Genomic DNA, 18,288 nt, shown 5'->3' on the forward strand with positions numbered 1-18,288 from the left:
CGGCGGGGACGCACGGCGGCTCGAGGTCCGCAGCGGCGTCGTCGCGACGGGGACGTCACCGCAGGCGGACGCCTGTCACCGGGTCGCGGTCGTGGAGGAACCGATGGCGGGGAACCTGTCGGAGGCGCTCGCCGGCTGCAGAGCCGTCAGGCGACGGGTCCAGCGCGCGCAGCTCGCGGACGTAGACCGCGGTGCCGTGGCCGAAGCCCGACACCAGCGGCTGGACGCGGGGGGCGACGGCCGCGACCAGGCCGCGCGGGGTCACCGGCACCCGCAGCGCGTCCCCGGCGACCGAGAGCGCCAGCACGGTGGCGACCAGCGCGAGCAGCGGGACCGTCGCCAGCGCCGCGGGCAGCCCGGCGTGCTCGGCCAGCAGGCCGATCAGCGGCGGCCCGCCCAGCAGGCCGGTGTAGCCGACGGTGGTCGCCAGCGCGATGCCGCGGGCACCGCCGAGGAGTCCGGCCCGCGAGATGGCCAGCGGGAAGACGTTGGCCAGCCCGAGGCCCACCAGCACGAACCCACCCAGGGCCGTCGGCAGCGTGGTCGCCGTCAGCGCCGCGACACCCCCGGCCGCGGCCAGCACGGTGCCGCCGGCGAGCAGCCGCCGCTCCCCCAGGGCCGCCACCAGCCGGGCCCCGGCGAGGCGGCCGCAGGCCATGGCCAGGGAGAACCCGGCGTACCCGGCGGCGGCCAGCGTCGTCGTGGCCCCGAGCTGCTCGCGCAGGTGCAGCGCTCCCCAGTCCGAGAGCGCGCCCTCGCCGAAGGCGGTGCAGCCGGCGACGGCGCCGAGGACGACGAGCACCGCGGTCGGCCGCGACCGCTCCGCCTCGCGGGCGCGTCCGGGCGCCGCGGACGGGGGGCCGTCCGCGCCGGCGAGGGCCCGCGCGACCCACGCGGTGACCAGCAGGCCGAGGGCGCCGACGAGCACCAGGTGGGCGGCGACGCCCGCGACCGAGGCCAGCAGGCCGCCGAGCAGCGCGCCGGCCAGGCCGCCGAAGCTGAAGCCGGCGTGCAGGCCGGACAGCAGCGGCCTCCCGAGCCGGCCCTCGACGGTGACGCCGACGGCGTTGGCCGCCACGTTGACCATGCCGGTGGCCGCGCCGAAGACGAGCAGGGCGGCGCACAGCCCGGGCATCGACGTCGCCAGGCCGGGCAGCACCACCGACACGCAGAGCAGGAACGCCCCGAGGGTGGTCACCACCCCCGCGCCGAGCCGGGCGCACAGCGCGCCGGTGACCTGCATGGCCGCCAGCGCGCCGACGGACAGGCAGAGCAGTGCGACGCCGAGCGCGCTGTGCCCCACGCCCACCGCGGCGGCGACGTCGGGCACGCGGGCGGCCCAGCTGCCGAAGACGGCGCCGTCCAGGGCGAAGACGGCGGCGACGGCGGCCTGCTGCCGGGACAGCGACGGCGGCGACGGTGGGGGCACCGTCGTCCGGGCACGCGAGAGCAAGGGAGAGCTGAGCACGGGGACCTCGCAGGGGGAGACACGGGCCACCGCGCAGGGGTGGCCGCTCGAGGGGCGGGGAGAGCACACGACCTCGGGCACCCGTCTCCACGGTTGCAGCTCATGCCGCAGCCCGCCGTCAACACGGGTGTGCAGGTCACCACAGCACCGGCTCAAACGTCACGGGCGCCACACGGGGTGAGGCGTGCGGCACGTTCGTCTCAACACGGCCGGTCGCGCGGCCGATGGTGGTGCACGACGGAAGGCTCGACGCGGGACGGCGGGGACCACGATGCGGACCAGCGGGGTGTGGCGCCGGCGGGCGGGGGTCGTCGCCGGCGTCTTCGTCCTGCTGTTCGGGGGCGGCGTGGCCGTGGCGTCCTGGACCGCCACCGGCACCGGCACCGGCTCCGCGCAGGCCGCCAGCGTCAGCGGGCTGGTCGTGTCCGCCGGGACCCCGCTGGGTGCGCTGTACCCGCTGCCGGCGGACAGCACGCCGGCGACGGGCTACGCCTCGGGCACCGTCGGGTCGGTCGCCACCACGGTGGCCAACCCCAACCCGTTCCCGGTGACGATCACCACGGCCACCGTCGGGTCGGTGACGACCAACCCGCTGACCGGCCGCACCTGCGCCGCCGGCAGCGTGCTGCCCACGACCGGCGCGCCGGTCACGCTGAGCCCTCCGGTCACCCTGGCGGCGGGCTCCGGGCCCACCGCGGTGATCGTCCCGGGCGCGCTCTACATGGTCTCGACGGCCGAGAACGGCTGTCAGGGCGCGTCGTTCAGCGTCCCCGTCACGGTCACCGGCGCCTCGGCCTGACCCGCCGTGCACTCCCGGCTGCTCGCCGTCCTCGCGCTGCTCGCCCTCGCGGCCGGTGCGCCCGGTCCTCTGCCAGAGGCCGCCGCGGCCTGGGCCGTCTCCGGGGCGGGGCCGGCCACCGGCGCGGCCACGGTGATGCCCGCCGGCAGCCCGGTCGCCCCGACGGTGAGCGCCGAGGGCGTCTACCCCGCCGCACGCACCTTCACGGTCACCTGGAACACGGCGCGGCCGTTCGGGGGCCGGCCGGCGACCGGGTACGTGCTCACGCGGACCGCCACCCTGAGCAGCGCCGCCATGGACACCGGCACCTGCAGGGGCACGGTGACCGACGGCGTCCCCGGCGTCTACGTGCCGGCCTCGCCGGGAGCGGCCACCCAGACGTGCACCGACAGCACGACGCTGTACCTGGGCGCGGTGCGGTACACGGTCACGCCCGTCCACGGACGGTGGGTCGGCGCCGCCTCGGCGGCCTCGGCCGCGGTGTTCTGACCCCGGCGGGTCAGCCGCGGACGGGCACGTCCAGCTCGGCCAGCAGCCCGCGGACGCGGGCGCCGATCTCGTCGCGGATCGGGCGCACCGCCGCGACACCCCTGCCGGCCGGGTCCTCCAGGGCCCAGTCGAGGTAGCGCTTGCCGGGGAAGACCGGGCAGGCGTCGCCGCAGCCCATGGTGATGACGACGTCGGAGGCCTCGACCGCATCGGTGGTCAGCACCTTCGGCTGCTGGTCGGCGATGTCGATGCCGACCTCGGCCATCGCCTCCACCGCCGCGGGGTTGACCCGGTCGCCGGGCAGCGAGCCGGCGGAGCGGACCTCCACGGCGTCGCCGCCGAGGGCGCGCAGCCAGCCGGCCGCCATCTGGGAGCGGCCGGCGTTGTGCACGCAGACGAACAGGACACTGGGCCGGGTCATCGGGTGCTCCTGGACGAGGGCGGACGGGTGGCTGCGAGGAGCGCGGTCCCGCCGGGACGCTGCACCGGCGGACGTCGACGTCCATCCTGCCCGGGACGTCGACGTGCTGACGGGCCGGCCCCTGCCCGGCCGTGCCGCCTGGGGGCCGCACCCCGACCGGCCGCCGGCCGAGCGGGACGCGACGCCCGGCCCCGGGAGCCGAACCCGCGCATTCCTGGGACGCTCGCCCTGCACGGCACGCGCGGGACCCGCGGCGGCGATGCCGCCCGGCTGCTGGTTCCGGGCGAGCGGGGACGGTGGCGGCGGACGGCGATCGCCGCGCGCCACTTCCCGGAGGGCCGCGGGGTCAGCCGGTCCGGGCCTCGACCACCGCCATCATGCCGGCGTCCTCGTGGTCGTTGATGTGGCAGTGGTGGACGGTGCGGCCGTCGAAGTCCTCGAAGGGGATGCGCACCGTCGTCTCGCCGCCCGCCGACACCCGGACGACGTCCTGGTAGACGACGCCCTCGACCGGCCGGCCGTCGACGGCGACGACCTGCATCGGCCACACGTGCAGGTGCATCGGGTGGTCCATCCCGGTGTGGTTGACGTAGGTCCACTCCTCGACCGTCCCCAGCCGGGTGACCACGTCGGTGCGGGTGGGGTCGAAGGGCCGGCCGTCGATGGTCATGACCATCCCGCCCGAGCCGTGCCCGTCGCCGTGGTCCTCGTGCCCTCCGCCGGACCGGTCGAGGCCGAGGGCCATGGTGCGGCGGGCGGCGGGCTCGACCCCGCGCAGGTCCGCGAGCTGCGGATACGCCGGCACCGGCGGCAGGGCGGGGACGGGGCTGCCGCTCACCCGCAGCGTCGCGAGCGCACCCGGCGCCCCGGAGGGGCCGTCACCGCCCCGCGTGCGCGGGTTGGCCAGGCCCTGCAGCTCGCCGGTCTGCTCCCCCACGGTGACCAGGACGTCGACGCGGCCGCTGTTGAGGACCTCGACCTCTTCCACCCGGCGCGGCTCGGCGAGCCGGCCGATGTCGGTGGCCAGCAGGTCCACCCGGTGCCCGTCGAGCCGGAGCTTGAGGAATCGGGACGTGCAGGTGTTGATGATCCGCCACCGCTCCCGCTCCCCCGGGCGGGCCTCGAGCGTGGGCGTCAGCTGCCCGTTCACCAGGACCAGCTGACCCTCGCGGCCCTTCGTCCGCTCCCGCTCGGAGACGTGCACCGGGTGACCGTCGTCGTCCAGGGTGGTGTCCGAGACGACCAGGACGCGGTCCCGGGTGACCGGGACCTCCGGGCCGGCGTCCTCCACCACGATGCCGCCGTAGAGGCCGCTCCAGATCTGGTCGGCCGTCAGGTGGTGCTCGTGCGGGTGGTACCAGAACGGGCCCGGCGGGTGGTCGTCGGGCAGCTGGATGTCGTACCGGAAGGACTCCCCCGGCTGCACGTGGACGTCGAGGGTGTTGTCCGCGTTGCCCTTCGGGGAGACGTGCAGCCCGTGCGTGTGCAGGTTGGTCGGGTCGGAGAGCCGGTTGACCAGCTCGACCTGCAGCCGGTCACCGGGACGCAGCCGCAGCGTGGGACCGGGGACGGTGCCGTTGTAGGTGAGCATGTGCGCCGGCCGGCCGGCGAGGGTCACGGAGGTCTCGGCGACCTCGAGCCGGACCCGCAGCAGGCCGTTCTCGCTGCGCAGCGTCTCGGGCTCCGTGAGCGATTCGGCGGCGAGGGCCAGCCCGGCGGACGGACCCCACCCCGGAGCGCCGATCGCGATCCCGAGCAGGCCCAGCCCGCCCAGCTGCAGCGCGCGGCGGCGGCTGAGCCCGGGGACGAGGTGCCTGCCGGCGACGTCGTCCGGAGGCGGGACCGGGGCCGTGGTCCGATCCGGACCGGTTCGAGGGGAGTCGGGACCTGTCATGACCGCGTCCTTCCTGCTCTCGGCAGAGAGCCGCACCGGTACGGGACCGGCGTCGGTGCGCCCGTGGCGCGGGAGGGAACGCGGAACGGCGAGGGAGGTCATCGCCCATCGGGTGGGGCGGACGGTCCGCTGTGTGCTCAGCGGGGGCGGCGGCCCGCGATCGCAGGTGCTGCGCCGGGCGCCGTCCGCGTGACGTGCAGCGGCAGCCTAGCCAGGGCCCGCCCTCGGCCACCACGCAACGTCCACTTGCGGGCACGCTGCGACGTCCCCGCGCCGGATCCCGCCCCGACCCTTCGACCTGCACGTACGCAGAGCGCGCCCCACGGCAGGTCAGGGGCGCCCCGGTCGCTCCGGCGTCAGGCCGCCGACGCCGACTGCTGGTCGGCGGCGACCAGGTGGCACCCGCTGGTCCCGACGGGCGTGACGGGGAAGCCCAGCTCGGTCAGGACGTCGGCGATCGCGGCGTTCATCGTGCGCTCGACCGCGGCCTCCACCGCGGCGCCCCGGACGCGCTCCAGGCTCATCCGGTCGTGCTGGCGCCAGGTGACCAGGATGCCGCGGCGGGCGGGGTCGGGGACCAGGCATACACCGCCGGCCGGGCTGCCGCCGGCGGCGTCGTGCAGGGTGAGCCCGGCCTCGACGAGCCCCGCGCTTACCTCCACGAGGAGGGTGGTCAGCGCGTCGGCGTCCGACAGCAGCTCGTCCCAGTCGTCGGCCAGCCGGTCCAGCTGACCGCCGAGCTCGGCGAGCCAGGCCCGCTCCAGCGGCGACTGTCGCCGGACCAGCACGCCGTCGGCCCGGCGGGCGCCGTAGACCACCTGCGCCGAGGCGGGCAGGTCGCCGGTGGCCGCGGCCCAGTCCGCCTCGATCCGGTCGGGGAACGGGCCGGCCAGGACCACCGCGCCCGACCCGTCCCCGGGCTCGTCGACGAGCCACCACGCCGACGTGCCCCGCCCGGCCGGGTGGGTCCCCGGCCGCTCCTGCTCCACCGAGGGCGCCGGCACGTCGGCGCCCTCCGTCGACTGCTGCGCCTCCCGCGCACGCTCACGTTCGTACCGAGCCGTCGAGCTCCTGCCCAGCGCGACGACCAGCCCGAGCAGCGCGACGAAGCCCAGCACGGCCATCGCGGGCGACACGATCACGACTCCACCTCTCCGCACCGGGATCCGACCGCCAGGGAGGCGGCGGACCGCGTGGTCATCGACTCCGACCCGAACCCGCGCTCACCAGGCACGCCAGGCCCCCCGTGGACCGGCGCCCCAGAGGGCGGCCCGACGCGTCCAGTGCTGCACGCGCGCCCAGGCGCCGGCCGGGCGCCGGCCGTCCGCCGGGCGCTGCGGCTCCTCCGCGGGCTCGAGGGCGAACAGGTCCAGCAGCAGGGCCAGCCCGTCGTCCGCCGGGATCTGCTGGACGTCGGTCGACGTGCGGGTGGGAGTGACGGTCGGCGCGCTCACGCGGGTTCTCCTCAGGCGGTCCCGTCGCGGCTGGGGAAGTGCCGCGGACAGCCGGAAAACTAGGGCCCGACCAGGCGCGATCCAGGCTCCCGGCCGCCGCGCGGACGGCGCCGTCACCGCATCGTTGTGGAGGCCCGCGCGGGCGGCCGGTGACCCGTGCCTGCGGACGCCGCCTTGTCGACAAGATCCCCGGATCCCAGCGTGGAACGGGTACCGGCACTGCGCGGTCACGCCGCGTCGGGCGCGACGCTCGCGTGTCGCAGGGGGACGTCGAGGTGGGCCCCGTGGGGATCGGACCCACGACCCGCGGACCGAGAGTCCCGACCCGGACAGTGCGACCACAGCCGACACACCGTCGCCGACGCGGATCCGGTAGCACCTGGCCGCCGGGCTCGACGCCCCTGAGCATGAGCGACGCTCCTCTCGCGAGCTCACCTGCACACCTGCGTCGGTCCACCACCCGATCGGTCACCGCCTGTGACGGGAGCCCGGCCCCTGGCATATCCGCCCAGGCCGGTGTCTGCTCATGGCCGTGAAGGTGACGGCGAGCGACGGAACGGAGCCGCAGGGCGGCTTCACCGACCGGGACGAGGGCCGGCCGGCAGCCGAGAGCGTGGGGGAACGGCTGCTGGGTGCCCTGCTGGACCGGGTGCACCTGATCGCCCCCCGGCTGGCCGGCCAGCTCATCGCGCAGGAGGCGCGGATCGCGGGGGCCACCGACGTCAGCATCCACCTGCAGGACCTCGCGCAGCTGACGCTGCGGCCGCTGACCGGGCCGGGTCTGGTCGGCGATCCACTCCTCATCGCCGACAGCTCGGCCGGGCAGGCGTTCGCCACCGAGGAGTCGGTCGAGGAATGGTTCCCCGACGGTTCGGTCCGGCTGCACCTGCCGCTGCTGGACGGGTCCAACCGGGTCGGCGTGCTCGGCCTGACCCTCCCCCAGCTGCACGACTACGACCGGCAGCTCGCCCAGCGGCTGGCCGGCCTGGTGGCGGACATGATCGTGACCAACGACAACTACACCGACGCGTTCACCCGGGTGCGCACCGCCGGGCCGCTGAGCCTGTCCGCGCACCTGCAGTGGCAGATGCTGCCGCCGCTGTCGATGACCACTCCCGTCGTAGACCTGTCGGGGATCCTGGAGCCGGCCTACGAGGTCGGTGGCGACAGCTTCGACTACGCGTTCAACGAGCACGTGCTGCACGTGGCGGTGTTCGACGCGATGGGCCACGGCCTGGAGGCCGCGACGATGGCGACCGTCATCATCGCCGCCTACCGGCACGGGCGGCTGGCCGAGCTCCCGTTGACCGAGCTGTACCCGGCGATGGACCAGGCGATCGCCACCTCGTTCCCGGGGCGTTTCGCAACCGCCCAGCTGGGTCACCTCGACACCGAGACCGGCGTGCTCAGCTGGGTCAACGCCGGGCACCCGCCCGCGCTGTGGGTGCGCGGCAGCCGGGTGATCGGTGAGCTCACCGGTCCGGTCAGCCGGCCGGTCGGCTTCGGCGCCGGCACCCCTGTCGTGCAGACGGCCCAGCTGGAGCCCGGGGACCGGGTGCTGTTCTTCACCGACGGGGTAGTCGAGGAGCGGCTGTCCGACGGTGAGCAGTTCGGCGAGGAGCGCCTGCGCGGCCTGATCGAGCAGACGACCGCGGCCGACCTGACCTGCGCGGAGGCGGTGCGGCGGCTCTCGCACGCGCTGATGGCCGCGCGCTCCGGCCGGACCAGTGACGACGCCTCGCTGCTGCTGCTGGAGTGGAAGGGCCCACCCCGGGACGACGAGCTCGACCGCGACATCCCCGAGGCGACCCCCACCGGCTGATGCTCGCCGGGCGCCCGGCGAGAGCGCGACCGACCCCGACCCCGGACGCGCCCACGCGCGGAGGGTTGCACCAGCGCGGCCGGCATGTCCGCCGCCTGGCGGGCTGGGCACAGCCGTCACCGATGCTGGCAGCAGTGACGACCGAGGCCCCGGCGGCCGAGGGCGTGTCTTGGGGGATCTTGTTTCGTCCGATTGCAGTCAGCTCAAGGCTCTAGCGTGCGCCCTCGGGTAAGAGGCGGTCCCGCCACCCCACGGTCAGGAGTGGCGGGACCCTGACCGCAGCGAGCCCCCCGGGTGGCCGCCGCGGCTGCACAGGGGCCATCGTGCGAGCGGAGGCGATTCGTCCCGCTGCTCGATGGCCGGATCAGCGGCCGACCGTGGACCGGGTCCGGACCAGTGGGAGGTGGCCGGTGAGGACCAGGTGCTCGGCAATGTCACGCACCTTCACGTTCCTGTTCACCGACTCTGTGGCCAGGGCTTCGAACGCCTGGTCGGCGGTCAACTCGTGGCGTTCGATGAGGATGCCCTTGGCCTGCTCGATCACCGCCCGGGATTCGAGCGCGATCTGCAGGTTGTCGGCCGTCTCCCGGGCGCTGCGGTAAGCCTGGACGGTTTCGGCGGCGACCGCCGCGTAGGGGGCGAACCCCGTGGCCATCGACCGGCTCGCCTCATCGAAGGCGTCCGACGTCCGGGCGTAGCACCGGTTACCGCGCTGCCGCGTGCGTAGTCCGCGGCGTGGGCTGGCGCCGAGGCCCCGACCCGCGAGATCGGAGCCACTGGCGCAATCGGGCTCGGGGTGCGCGTCGCCGCGTCGAGCCCGATGATGCCCTGCGGGAGCCATCAACTCGACGACGAGCACGCGGCCCTCGCCCGCGAGGTCACCATCCCAGCGCCCGCATGTCCACCACGTGGAGGCCCTGATGGACTTCATCCAGGAAAACCTGATCGACCCCGTCTCGAACGTTCTCTGGTCGTACGTGTTGATCTACGTGCTCCTGGGAGTGGGCCTCTACTTCGGGATCCGCACGCGCTTCGTCCAAGTCCGCATGTTCGGGCGCATGGTCCGCCAGATCGCCTCCTCCCGCAGCGGCTCCGAGGGCGGAATCTCGTCGTTCCAGGCCTTCTGCGTCGGCCTGGCCTCAAGGGTGGGGACCGGCAACATCGCCGGCGTCGCCATCGCCCTGACGCTCGGTGGCCCCGGAGCGATTTTCTGGATGTGGGTGGTGGCCCTCGTCGGCATGGCCACCGCCCTTATCGAGGCGACGCTGGCCCAGATCTTCAAGATCCCGGCCGGGGACGGCAGCTTCCGCGGCGGGCCGGCCTTCTACATCGAACGCGGTCTCGGGTCCCGGCGGGGCGGCATCCTCTTCGCCGTCCTGCTGATCTTCACCTTCGGCGTCGCGTTCAACATGGTTCAGGCCAACACCATCAGCGACGTGCTGGCCACCGGACACGGGGTCGGCGAGTGGTGGTCCGCGGCTGCCCTCATGATCCTGACGGCCGCGGTGGTGTTCGGCGGGGTCCGCCGCATTGCTCGCGTCGCCGAGTTCATGCTGCCGGCGATGGCGCTGGCCTACGTGCTGCTCGCCGCCGTGATCATCGCGCTCAACGTGACACAGGTGGGCACCGTGCTCGGGCAGATCTTCTCGGCGGCCTTCGGTGTGGGCGAGGCCGCTGCCGGCATCACCGGCGGGATCGCGGCGGCCCTGCTCAACGGCGCCAAGCGTGGGCTGTTCTCCAATGAGGCCGGCATGGGCAGTGCCCCCAACGCCGCGGCAACCGCGACCACCAGCCACCCGGTGAAGCAGGGATTGATCCAGTCGCTCGGGGTCTTCGTCGACACCATCATCGTCTGCTCCGCGACGGCGTTCATCATCCTGTTCGCCGGCTCCGCGGTGTACCGGCCCGGCGAGACAACCGAGGGAGCCTCCCTCACCCAGGCTGCCGTGGCCCACGAGCTCGGTAGCGGCCTCAACTGGGTCATGACCGTCCTGATCTTCGTCTTCGCGTTCTCCTCAGTGCTCGGGAACTACTCCTACGCGGAGGTCAACATGACCTTCCTGCGCGCTCGGCCGATCGCGCTGACGGTGTTCCGCGCGCTGGTCGTGGCCGTGGTCGGTGCCGGTGCCCTCCTGGAACTGGCCACGGTGTGGGCACTGGCCGACGTCGCCATGGGGTTCATGGCGCTGGTCAACCTCGTCGCGCTGGTCCTGCTCGGCCGCTGGGCCCTGGGCGCCCTTCGGGACTTCGAGCGGCAGACGAGGGCAGGCCAGGACCCGGTGTTCCGCAGCACCGGAAACAAGGATCTGCCTCGCGATCTGCACGACAGCGTCTGGACCCCCGAGTACGCCGCCCACCACGACCGCACCGCGTGACCGACGAGGGCAGGGTCGGCGCCTCCGTATCTCCGCCGCGGGCGACGCCGGCGCCTGCCCCGGATGAGACTGGACACGAAGGATCACCTCCTACTGGCGGGCACCAGGTGCCGGGGCTGGGAGGAGGACAGTCTGCGGCCGACGACGCGTCGGACGGGGTCTCCATCTCGGCACGGAGGGCAACGAGGCGGGCGATCTCAGCGTCGACCTCGGCCATCCGACGACGCAGCAGGTCCTCGGCGGGCTCGCACGGACACGTGCCGGTGTCCCGGACGGCGAGGAGGTCGCGGATGTCGGCCGGGCGGAGCCCGAGCCGCTGGGCTCCCTGGATGAATCCGAGCCGGTCGACCGCACCGGCGTCGCAGCTCCGGTAACCGGCCGTTGTGCGGCCGGGCGGCGGGAGGAGCGCGGCGCGCTCGTAGTAGCGGACGGTGTCCGGCGACACTCCGACGGCGGAGGCGAGCTCAGCGACCCGCAGCCCTCGGACGGCCGAGGTGGTCACGCCACTGAAGCTGGACCGTGGACCGCGGTCAAGCACTTCGGTCGGCGCAGCAGGCATCGGCGCCCTCGGGCGTCAGCGCGGCGAGGGTGGCGAGCAGCCGCACCGGCCCGGCGAGCGCCTCGCAGCACAGGGCGTACACGTTGCTGCGACCCCGGGGCGTCACCGTCACCAGCCCCTGCTCGCGCAGCGGGGTGAGGTGGTGACTCACGAGGGTCTGACTCATCCCGCTGAGCTCGGTCAGCTCACGCACCGACCGCGACCCCTCGGCGAGGAGCAGCAGCAGGTGCAGCCGATTGGAGTCGGACAACGCCTTCAGCTGAGGAGCGAGCAACTGGGCCTGCTCAGCTGCCGAAGCGAGGCTGGCGCGGTCCAGCAGCCTGACACCGAGATCTTGGCTCACGACCCGAGTATGACATAGCTTCATTGCCATCAACAGCATTCGCTGATACGTTTTGCCCATCGATGTGGGTCGATAACTAGGGGCTGGTAGGGATGAGCACGGAGACGTCGGAGCTGCCGGTCGTGGTGATCGGAGCCGGACCGGTCGGGCTGGCCGCCGCTGCACACCTGGTGGAACGAGGGCTCGAGCCGCTTGTGCTGGAGGCCGGCGAACAGGTGGGCGCCGCGGTGCGGGAGTGGGGGCACGTCCGGTTGTTCTCGCCGTGGGAGTACGACGTCGACGCCGCCGCACTGCGCCTGCTGGAGGCACACGGGTGGGAGTCCCCCGACCGGGACGCTCTGCCCACGGGCGCCGAGCTGGTCGACGACTACCTCACCCCCCTCGCGGCCACACCGGAGCTGGCCCGACGCATCCGGACCGGCACGCGAGTGTTGGCGGTCAGCCGCCAGGGCGTCGACAAGACCCGCACGGTCGGGCGAGAAGGTCGGCCCTACGTCGTCCGGACCATGCACGAGGGCCAGGTCGACGACGTCCTGGCCCGCGCGGTGCTGGACGCCTCCGGCACCTGGGGACACACCAACCCGCTGGGCGCCGCGGGGCTGCCGGCCATCGGTGAGGACCAGGCCGGTCCATGGCTTGCCGGTCCGCTGCCTGACCTCCTGGGCACCGACCGGAAGCGGTTTGCCGGGCGCCACACACTCGTGGTCGGCATGGGCCACTCGGCCGCCAACACCCTGCTGGCCCTGGTACGGCTCCGCGACGAGGAGCCGGGCACCGAGGTCACCTGGGCCATCCGCGGCCGCTCGCCGGCCCGCCTCTACGGCGGGGGTGACGCCGACGGACTGCCTGCCCGCGGCCTGCTGGGCTCGTCGCTGAAGACCGCGGTCACCAGCGGCGAGGTCACGCTCATCCGCGAGTTCACCATGTCGTCCCTGACGCCTCCAGATCACGGCACCGGCCCGGTGACGGTCGCCGGTACCGGCCGCGACGGGGCCGCCCTCCACCTGCAGGTCGACACCGTGGTGGGGTCCACGGGCTTCCGGCCGGACCTGGAGATGCTGCGCGAGGTCCGCCTGAGCCTCGACCCGGGCGTCGAGGCCCCCGCCGCGCTGGCGCCGCTCATCGACCCGAACTTCCACTCCTGCGGCACCGTCCCGCCGCATGGCGAGGCACTGCTCGCCCACCCCGACGAGGGCTTCTACATCGTCGGGATGAAGTCCTACGGCCGTGCGCCGACGTTCCTCCTGGCCACCGGCTACGAGCAGGTCCGCTCCATCGCGGCCGCGCTCGCCGGTGACGCCGACGCCGCCGCCCGCATCGAGCTCGCCCTGCCCGAGACCGGGGTCTGTTCCACGGACCTCGGTGACCGCGAGGCGGCGGAGACGGCGAGCTGTGGCACCGGAGTGGGCTTCACGACCGGCTCGGAGCACGGCTACTCGGCCGAGGAGCCGCCGCCGTCAGCCGGTTGCTGTGGCGCCGCACCGGTCGCGGTGACGCTGTCCGCACCGCCGCATGGGCGCTGAGCAGCGCGACGTCGGCTCGACCGCCGCGGCGGACGCCGGGACTCCTCGGCGTCCGCCGCGGCGTGCCCTGATCGGTCTGTGCGTCACCCAGGTCACCAGCTGGGGAGTCCTCTACTACGCGTTCCCGGTGGCCCTCGCGGCGATCACCGTCGACACCGGCTGGTCGGCCACCGCGGCCACCGCGGCGTTCTCGGCCGGCCTGGTCGTCTCGGCGCTGGCCGGGATCCCGGTCGGGCGCTGGCTGGACTTCCTCGGGCCGCGGCGGGTGATGACGGCGGGCTCGGTGCTGGCGGTCCCCGCGACCGTGGGCATCGCGCTGGCGCCGACCTACCCGACTTTCCTGCTGGCCTGGCTGGTCGCGGGGGCGGCGATGTCCGCGGTCTTCTACCAGGCCGCCTTCGCGGCCCTCACCCGCTGGTACGGCGACCGGCGGGTCCGGGCGCTCACCACCCTGACCCTCGTCGCAGGTCTGGCCAGCACGCTGTTCGCACCGCTGACCCACGCGCTGGTCGAGGCACTGGGCTGGCGCGGGGCCTACCTGGTGCTTGCCGGCGTGCTGGCCGTGGTGACGATCCCGGTGCACGCCACCACGCTTACGGCGCCCTGGACGCGGGTGGACCACCGGGAGCCCTTGGCGGGCCGCCGACGCTCGCGGGTGCCGGCCGAGGTGCGCAGCGGCCAGTTCCTGGCCCTGTCGGCGGCGCTGACATTGACGGCGTTCGGCCTCTACGCCGCGAGCCTGACGGTGATCCCGCTGCTCACCGGGCGCGGGCTCTCGGCCTCCCTGGCCGCGACGGCCCTCGGCCTGCTGGGCGCCGGGCAGCTGCTCGGCCGCGTCGTCTACGGGCCGCTCAGTGCCCGCACCACCCCGACCGGGCGGACCGTCGGTCTCATCGGCGCCTCCGCGCTGACCATCGGGCTGCTCGGCGCCCTGAGCGGCCCGCCGGTCGCGCTCATCGCTGCCGCCGTCGCCCTCGGCGCCGTCCGGGGAGCGTGCACCCTGCTGCAGGCCACCGCGGTCGCCGACCGCTGGGGTACCGCCCGCTACGGCACCCTGTCGGGGTACTTCGCCGCCCCGATCACCGCGGCGACCGCGCTCGCCCCCTGGGCCGGCACGGCCCTGGCCGAGGTACTCGGCAGCTACGCCGGCGCCTTCGGGCTCCTCGCGGCCGGCGTCGTCGCGGCCGCCGTGCTGGCGTGGCAGACGGGGAGGCGCCCCCCCGTCGCCCCGGTCACCGACGGGGAGTGACCCCGAGGTCGAGAGCGAGTCTCCGCACGTGCGCGGCGATGTCGTCACGCACCAGGCGCATCCGCTCGATGCCGTCGATGCCCCGCTCGGAGGGCTCGTCGGTGACCCACTGCTCGATGCGGGTGCCCTCGACCGGTGCCACGTGAGCCTCCCGGCCCAGGGTGATGACGACGTCGGCGTCCCGGATCATCTGCTCGGCCAGCGCCTTCGGCTGCTCCGCGGAGATGTCGACGCCCACCTCGGCGAGGGACTGGACCGAGAGCTCGTTGAGCAAGGTCCCGGCCTTCGTTCCGGCAGAGGACACCTCGACGGCGTCACCGACGTAGTCGGACATCAGCCCGGCGGCCATCTGGGACTTGCCGGCGTTCTTCACGCAGACGAACAGGACCCTGGGGCACCCACTCATCGGTTGGCGGCCGGAGCGACCTGCAGTTCGGTCAGCAGGCCGCGGATGCGCGACTCGATCTCGTCGCGGATGGGCCGCACGGACTCGACGCCCTTGCCGGCGGGGTCCTCGAGCGCCCAGTCCAGGTATCGCTTGCCCGGGAAGACAGGGCAGGCGTCGCCGCAGCCCATCGTGATGACGACGTCGGAGGCCTCCACGGCCTCGGTGGTGAGGATCGTGGGGCGTTGATCGGTGATGTCGATGCCGACCTCGGCCATGGCCTCCACGGCCGAGGGGTTGATCCGGTCGCCGGGCATGGAGCCGGCCGAGCGGACCTCGACGGCGTCCCCGGCCAGGTGGCGCAGCCAGCCGGCGGCCATCTGGGAGCGGCCGGCGTTGTGCACGCAGACGAACAGGACGCTGGGCTTGTCGGACACGGTGGAACTCCTTCAGGTCGATGAGCGGGCGCGGTCAGCGCGCGGCGCCGGCGGGGTGCAGATTGGCGAGCAGGGCGCGCACGCGGGCGTCGATGTCGGCGCGGATGGCGCGGACCTCGCCCACGGACAGGCCGGCGGGGTCGCGGACCTGCCAGTCGAGGTAACGCTTGCCGGGATAGACCGGGCACGCGTCGCCGCAGCCCATGGTCACCACCACGTCGGCGGCGCGGACGACGTCGTCGGTGAGCGGCTTGGGGAACTCGGCGCCCAGGTCGATGCCGACCTCGGCCATGGCCTTGATGACGGCGTCGTCGATGCTGGCGGTGGGCTGCGAGCCGGCCGAGCGGACGTGCACCCGATCGCCGCCGTGGTGGGCCATGAGCGCGGCCGCCATCTGCGAGCGGCCGGCGTTGTGGACGCAGACGAACAGGATTTCGCAGGTGTCGGTCTCGATGGCGCCCTTGGCCTGCGCGAGCGCGGTGAGCCGCTCGATGGCGAATCGTTCGGTCAGCACCGGCAGGTGAGTGGTGACCTTCGCGGTGCGCCCCAAGGCGGTGTAGGACTCGAAGACGTAGCGGTCGATCGTCTCGCGGGTGAAGACCCCGGCGAAGCGGGTGGCCAGCTGATCGGCCAGGCGGTGCAGCGTCGCCTCAGGGGTCAGCAGACCAGGCAGCGACCTGTGGTCGTTGGTCATCGGGCACTCCTCACGGCAGCGGGGACGGTGGGGTCGCCCGGGAACCAGCGGCGGGCGGCCCAGAGCGACACGTAGACGAGGGCCACCAGCACAGGGACCTCGATGAGCGGGCCGACGACACCGGCCAGCGCCTGGCCGGAAGTGACACCGAACGTGCCGATCGCCACGGCGATGGCCAGCTCGAAGTTGTTGCCGGCCGCGGTGAAGGCCAGCGTGGCCGTCTTCGCGTAACCGAGCCGCAGACGCATCCCCAGCAGGAAGCTCCCGCCGAACATCAGGAAGAAGTAGGCCAGCAGCGGCAGCGCGATCCGCGCGACGTCCCAGGGATTCGACGTGATCGCGTCGCCCTGCAGCGCGAAGAGCATGACGATCGTGAACAGCAGCCCGTAGAGCGCGATGGGCCCGATCCGCGGCAGCACCCGGCTCTCGTAGTGCTCACGGCCGCGGGCCCGCTCGCCGAGCGTGCGGGTGAGGAACCCGGTGACGAGCGGGACGCCGAGGAACACCAGCACCGACAGCACGATCGCCCAGACGCTGAACTCCGCCGACGTCGTCGACAGGCCCAACCAGCCCGGGAGCACCTGCAGGTAGAACCACCCCAGCGCCGCGAAGGCCAGGATCTGGAAGACCGAGTTGATCGCCACCAGGACAGCGGCGGCCTCGCGGTCGCCGCAGGACAGGTCATTCCAGATCAGCACCATCGCGATGCATCGGGCCAGGCCCACGATGATCAATCCAGTGCGGTACTCGGGCAGGTCGGGCAGCAGCAGCCAGGCCAGCGCGAACATCAACGCAGGGCCGATCAGCCAGTTGAGCGCCAGGCTGGCGCCCAACAGTCGGCGGTCGCCGGTGACGCGGTCGAGCTCGGAGTACCGAACCTTGGCCAGCACCGGGTACATCATCAGCAGCAGCCCGATCGCGATCGGCAGGCTGACGTCGCCGACCTTCACGGCATCCAGGGCGTCATCCAGGCCGGGGATCAAGCGCCCGAGCAGCAGCCCGGCGGCCATCGCCGCGATGATCCACACCGGCAGGAACCGGTCGAGGGTCGACAGCCGGTTCAGGACCGGGGCGTCGAGGTCGGTGCCGCGGCGGGCGGTCTCGCCGACGGTGTCGCTCATGCGTAGGGCAGTCCTTCACTCAAGAAATCAGAGGCATCGATCCGTGTCGATGGCAGCTTGCCTGACACATCGACGTTTATCAATCTGGTCTGCATACTGTTCATGTGAGCGTCGACGTAGTCCCCAGCCCCTCGGCGGCCATCGCCTGTTGCGCGCCGCTCGTGCGGCAGGCACTGACCGCCGAGGAGGCCGCCGACCTCTCACGCATCCTCAAGGCGATCGCCGACCCCGCCCGCCTCCGCCTGCTGTCGATGGTGGCCGCGCACGAGGGCGCGGAGGCGTGCGTCTGCGACCTGACCGAGCCCCTCGGCCTGTCCCAGCCGACGGTGTCGCACCACCTCAAGGTGCTCGTCGACGCCGGACTGCTTACCCGCGACAAGCGCGGCGTGTGGGCCTACTTCCGCCTCGTGCCCGGCGCGCTCGACGCCCTGGCCGGCGTACTCAGCACCACCACCGCGCCGGCCGACGCCGGTGGCAGCTTGCCGTCCCCCTGCGAATGACGAGGGCCCGACCGCAATTGTCCGCCGACATCGCCGTCGCTCCCCTTACCGCCGAGGACTGGCCGGCCGTCCGGGAGATCTACGCTCAGGGCATCGCGACGGGGCACGCCACCTTCGAGGCCGACCCGCCGAGCTGGGAGGTGTTCGACGCCAGCAGGCTCCCCGACCACCGGCTCATCGCCTTGGACGGCGGCGGGCGAGTCGTCGGGTGGGCCGCCGTCTCGCCGGTCCCGGCGCGGGCCGTCTACGCCGGCGTCGTCGAGCACTCCGCCTACGTCGCCCCTGCGGGACGCGGGCACGGGATCGGCCGGTTGCTGATGGAGGAGCTCATCGTCTCCACCGAGGCCGCCGACATCTGGACGATTCAGTCCAGCGTGTTCCCGAGAACGTCGCCAGCCTCCGCTTGCACGAGGCCGTCGGCTCTCGGGTACTCGGAACCCGTCAGCGCATCGCCCGGATGACCTACGGGCCCATGGCCGGTGAATGGCGCGACACCGTCCTCCTGGAACGCCGGCCAGGAGGCCGCTGGTGACGACCCGGTACCGGGTGCCCAGGCGTAGCACTGGGATGGGGAAACGGCCGGCACGCGCGAGCTGATACGCAGTCGTCCTGCCCACACCGAGGGCCCGCGACGCAGTGACCAGGTCGATCGTGGCGGGCAGCTGCTGCAGCTCGTCACGGGACATGGCGGTCACGCCGCCGGTCCCGCGGCAGGTCCAGATGACGCCCGCCTCTCGAGCCACGCGGCGACGTCG

Annotated in this window: 19 protein-coding genes and 1 pseudogene; 8 read left to right on the forward strand and 12 right to left on the reverse strand. The window is 73.7% G+C overall.

The genetic code is table 11. The features are described 5' to 3' along the window. Nucleotides 1-55: 55 nt before the first annotated feature. Nucleotides 56-1,468 (reverse strand): MFS transporter, encoded by a 1,413-nt coding sequence (locus GOBS_RS23050; protein WP_012950676.1) that lies wholly within the window; start codon nt 1,466-1,468, stop codon nt 56-58. 271 nt (nt 1,469-1,739) lie between these two features. Between GOBS_RS23050 and GOBS_RS23055 the strand changes: the two genes are divergently transcribed. Next, nucleotides 1,740-2,267, forward strand: coding sequence for a hypothetical protein (locus GOBS_RS23055; protein ID WP_012950677.1), 528 nt, complete (start codon nt 1,740-1,742; stop codon nt 2,265-2,267). Nucleotides 2,268-2,273: 6 nt separating this feature from the next. Further along, entirely contained in the window at nt 2,274-2,756 is a 483-nt protein-coding gene (locus GOBS_RS23060) for a hypothetical protein (RefSeq protein ID WP_012950678.1), read from the forward strand. A 10-nt stretch (nt 2,757-2,766) separates the two neighbouring features. Here the strand turns inward: GOBS_RS23060 and GOBS_RS23065 are convergent, their stop codons facing one another. The 4 genes from GOBS_RS23065 to GOBS_RS23080 all read right to left on the reverse strand — a co-directional run bounded on the left by GOBS_RS23065 (nt 2,767) and on the right by GOBS_RS23080 (nt 6,525). Beyond that, nucleotides 2,767-3,177 (reverse strand): arsenate reductase ArsC, encoded by a 411-nt coding sequence (locus tag GOBS_RS23065; RefSeq protein WP_012950679.1) that lies wholly within the window; start codon nt 3,175-3,177, stop codon nt 2,767-2,769. Nucleotides 3,178-3,523: 346 nt separating this feature from the next. Next, nucleotides 3,524-5,071, reverse strand: a complete 1,548-nt coding sequence (locus GOBS_RS23070) for a multicopper oxidase family protein (RefSeq protein ID WP_012950680.1) — start codon at nt 5,069-5,071, stop codon at nt 3,524-3,526. Between the two features lie 356 nt (nt 5,072-5,427). After that, the gene (locus tag GOBS_RS23075; protein WP_012950681.1) at nt 5,428-6,213 is read right to left on the reverse strand and encodes a hypothetical protein; all 786 of its coding nucleotides are present in this window, start codon (nt 6,211-6,213) and stop codon (nt 5,428-5,430) included. A gap of 81 nt (nt 6,214-6,294) precedes the next feature. Beyond that, nucleotides 6,295-6,525, reverse strand: a complete 231-nt coding sequence (locus GOBS_RS23080) for a hypothetical protein (protein WP_012950682.1) — start codon at nt 6,523-6,525, stop codon at nt 6,295-6,297. A 526-nt stretch (nt 6,526-7,051) separates the two neighbouring features. Here GOBS_RS23080 and GOBS_RS23085 point away from each other — a divergent pair. Then, nucleotides 7,052-8,347 (forward strand): PP2C family protein-serine/threonine phosphatase, encoded by a 1,296-nt coding sequence (locus GOBS_RS23085; protein WP_012950683.1) that lies wholly within the window; start codon nt 7,052-7,054, stop codon nt 8,345-8,347. Between the two features lie 364 nt (nt 8,348-8,711). Here the strand turns inward: GOBS_RS23085 and GOBS_RS26645 are convergent, their stop codons facing one another. Next, nucleotides 8,712-9,206 (reverse strand): ANTAR domain-containing response regulator, encoded by a 495-nt coding sequence (locus GOBS_RS26645; RefSeq protein ID WP_243697579.1) that lies wholly within the window; start codon nt 9,204-9,206, stop codon nt 8,712-8,714. 49 nt (nt 9,207-9,255) lie between these two features. On the opposite strand from GOBS_RS26645, the gene GOBS_RS29065 reads away from it, so the two are divergent. After that, nucleotides 9,256-10,722 carry an alanine/glycine:cation symporter family protein gene (locus tag GOBS_RS29065; RefSeq protein WP_243697580.1) on the forward strand — a complete coding sequence of 489 codons (1,467 nt, stop codon included), beginning with the start codon at nt 9,256-9,258 and terminating at the stop codon, nt 10,720-10,722. A gap of 172 nt (nt 10,723-10,894) precedes the next feature. On the opposite strand, the pseudogene GOBS_RS29070 reads toward GOBS_RS29065, so the two are convergent. Next, a pseudogene (locus GOBS_RS29070) lies at nt 10,895-11,281 on the reverse strand (MerR family DNA-binding protein); the annotation flags it as partial. Then, the gene (locus GOBS_RS23100) at nt 11,253-11,531 is read right to left on the reverse strand and encodes an ArsR/SmtB family transcription factor (protein WP_243697581.1); all 279 of its coding nucleotides are present in this window, start codon (nt 11,529-11,531) and stop codon (nt 11,253-11,255) included. The gene GOBS_RS23100 and the pseudogene GOBS_RS29070, both read right to left, overlap by 29 nt. Before the next feature lie 185 nt (nt 11,532-11,716). Here GOBS_RS23100 and GOBS_RS23105 point away from each other — a divergent pair, with 185 nt between their 5' ends. Beyond that, entirely contained in the window at nt 11,717-13,147 is a 1,431-nt protein-coding gene (locus GOBS_RS23105) for an FAD-dependent oxidoreductase (protein ID WP_012950686.1), read from the forward strand. Then, nucleotides 13,137-14,396, forward strand: coding sequence for an MFS transporter (locus GOBS_RS23110; RefSeq protein WP_012950687.1), 1,260 nt, complete (start codon nt 13,137-13,139; stop codon nt 14,394-14,396). Before GOBS_RS23105 ends, GOBS_RS23110 begins: the two co-directional genes overlap by 11 nt. On the opposite strand, the gene GOBS_RS23115 is transcribed toward GOBS_RS23110, so the two are convergent. Genes GOBS_RS23115 through arsB form a run of 4 tightly spaced genes read right to left on the reverse strand, consistent with a single transcriptional unit; the run spans nt 14,380 to nt 17,033 of the window. Further along, nucleotides 14,380-14,802, reverse strand: coding sequence for an arsenate-mycothiol transferase ArsC (locus GOBS_RS23115; protein WP_012950688.1), 423 nt, complete (start codon nt 14,800-14,802; stop codon nt 14,380-14,382). The two genes, GOBS_RS23110 and GOBS_RS23115, sit on opposite strands and share 17 nt — an antisense overlap. Next, entirely contained in the window at nt 14,799-15,218 is a 420-nt protein-coding gene (locus tag GOBS_RS23120; protein ID WP_012950689.1) for an arsenate reductase ArsC, read from the reverse strand. The genes GOBS_RS23115 and GOBS_RS23120 overlap by 4 nt, the downstream gene beginning before the upstream one ends. Nucleotides 15,219-15,252: 34 nt before the next feature. Next, on the reverse strand, nt 15,253-15,912 hold the full coding sequence (locus GOBS_RS23125; protein ID WP_012950690.1) for an arsenate reductase ArsC: 660 nt from the start codon (nt 15,910-15,912) through the stop codon (nt 15,253-15,255). Continuing rightward, nucleotides 15,909-17,033 carry an ACR3 family arsenite efflux transporter gene (gene arsB / locus GOBS_RS23130; protein WP_012950691.1) on the reverse strand — a complete coding sequence of 375 codons (1,125 nt, stop codon included), beginning with the start codon at nt 17,031-17,033 and terminating at the stop codon, nt 15,909-15,911. Before arsB ends, GOBS_RS23125 begins: the two co-directional genes overlap by 4 nt. A 104-nt stretch (nt 17,034-17,137) precedes the next feature. On the opposite strand from arsB, the gene GOBS_RS23135 reads away from it, so the two are divergent. Beyond that, nucleotides 17,138-17,533 (forward strand): ArsR/SmtB family transcription factor, encoded by a 396-nt coding sequence (locus tag GOBS_RS23135; protein WP_012950692.1) that lies wholly within the window; start codon nt 17,138-17,140, stop codon nt 17,531-17,533. 17 nt (nt 17,534-17,550) lie between these two features. Then, nucleotides 17,551-17,994 carry a GNAT family N-acetyltransferase gene (locus tag GOBS_RS23140; RefSeq protein WP_208104344.1) on the forward strand — a complete coding sequence of 148 codons (444 nt, stop codon included), beginning with the start codon at nt 17,551-17,553 and terminating at the stop codon, nt 17,992-17,994. The last annotated feature ends 294 nt before the right edge of the window (nt 17,995-18,288 follow it).

It is taken from the genome of Geodermatophilus obscurus DSM 43160 (assembly GCF_000025345.1).
Classification (GTDB): domain Bacteria; phylum Actinomycetota; class Actinomycetes; order Mycobacteriales; family Geodermatophilaceae; genus Geodermatophilus; species Geodermatophilus obscurus.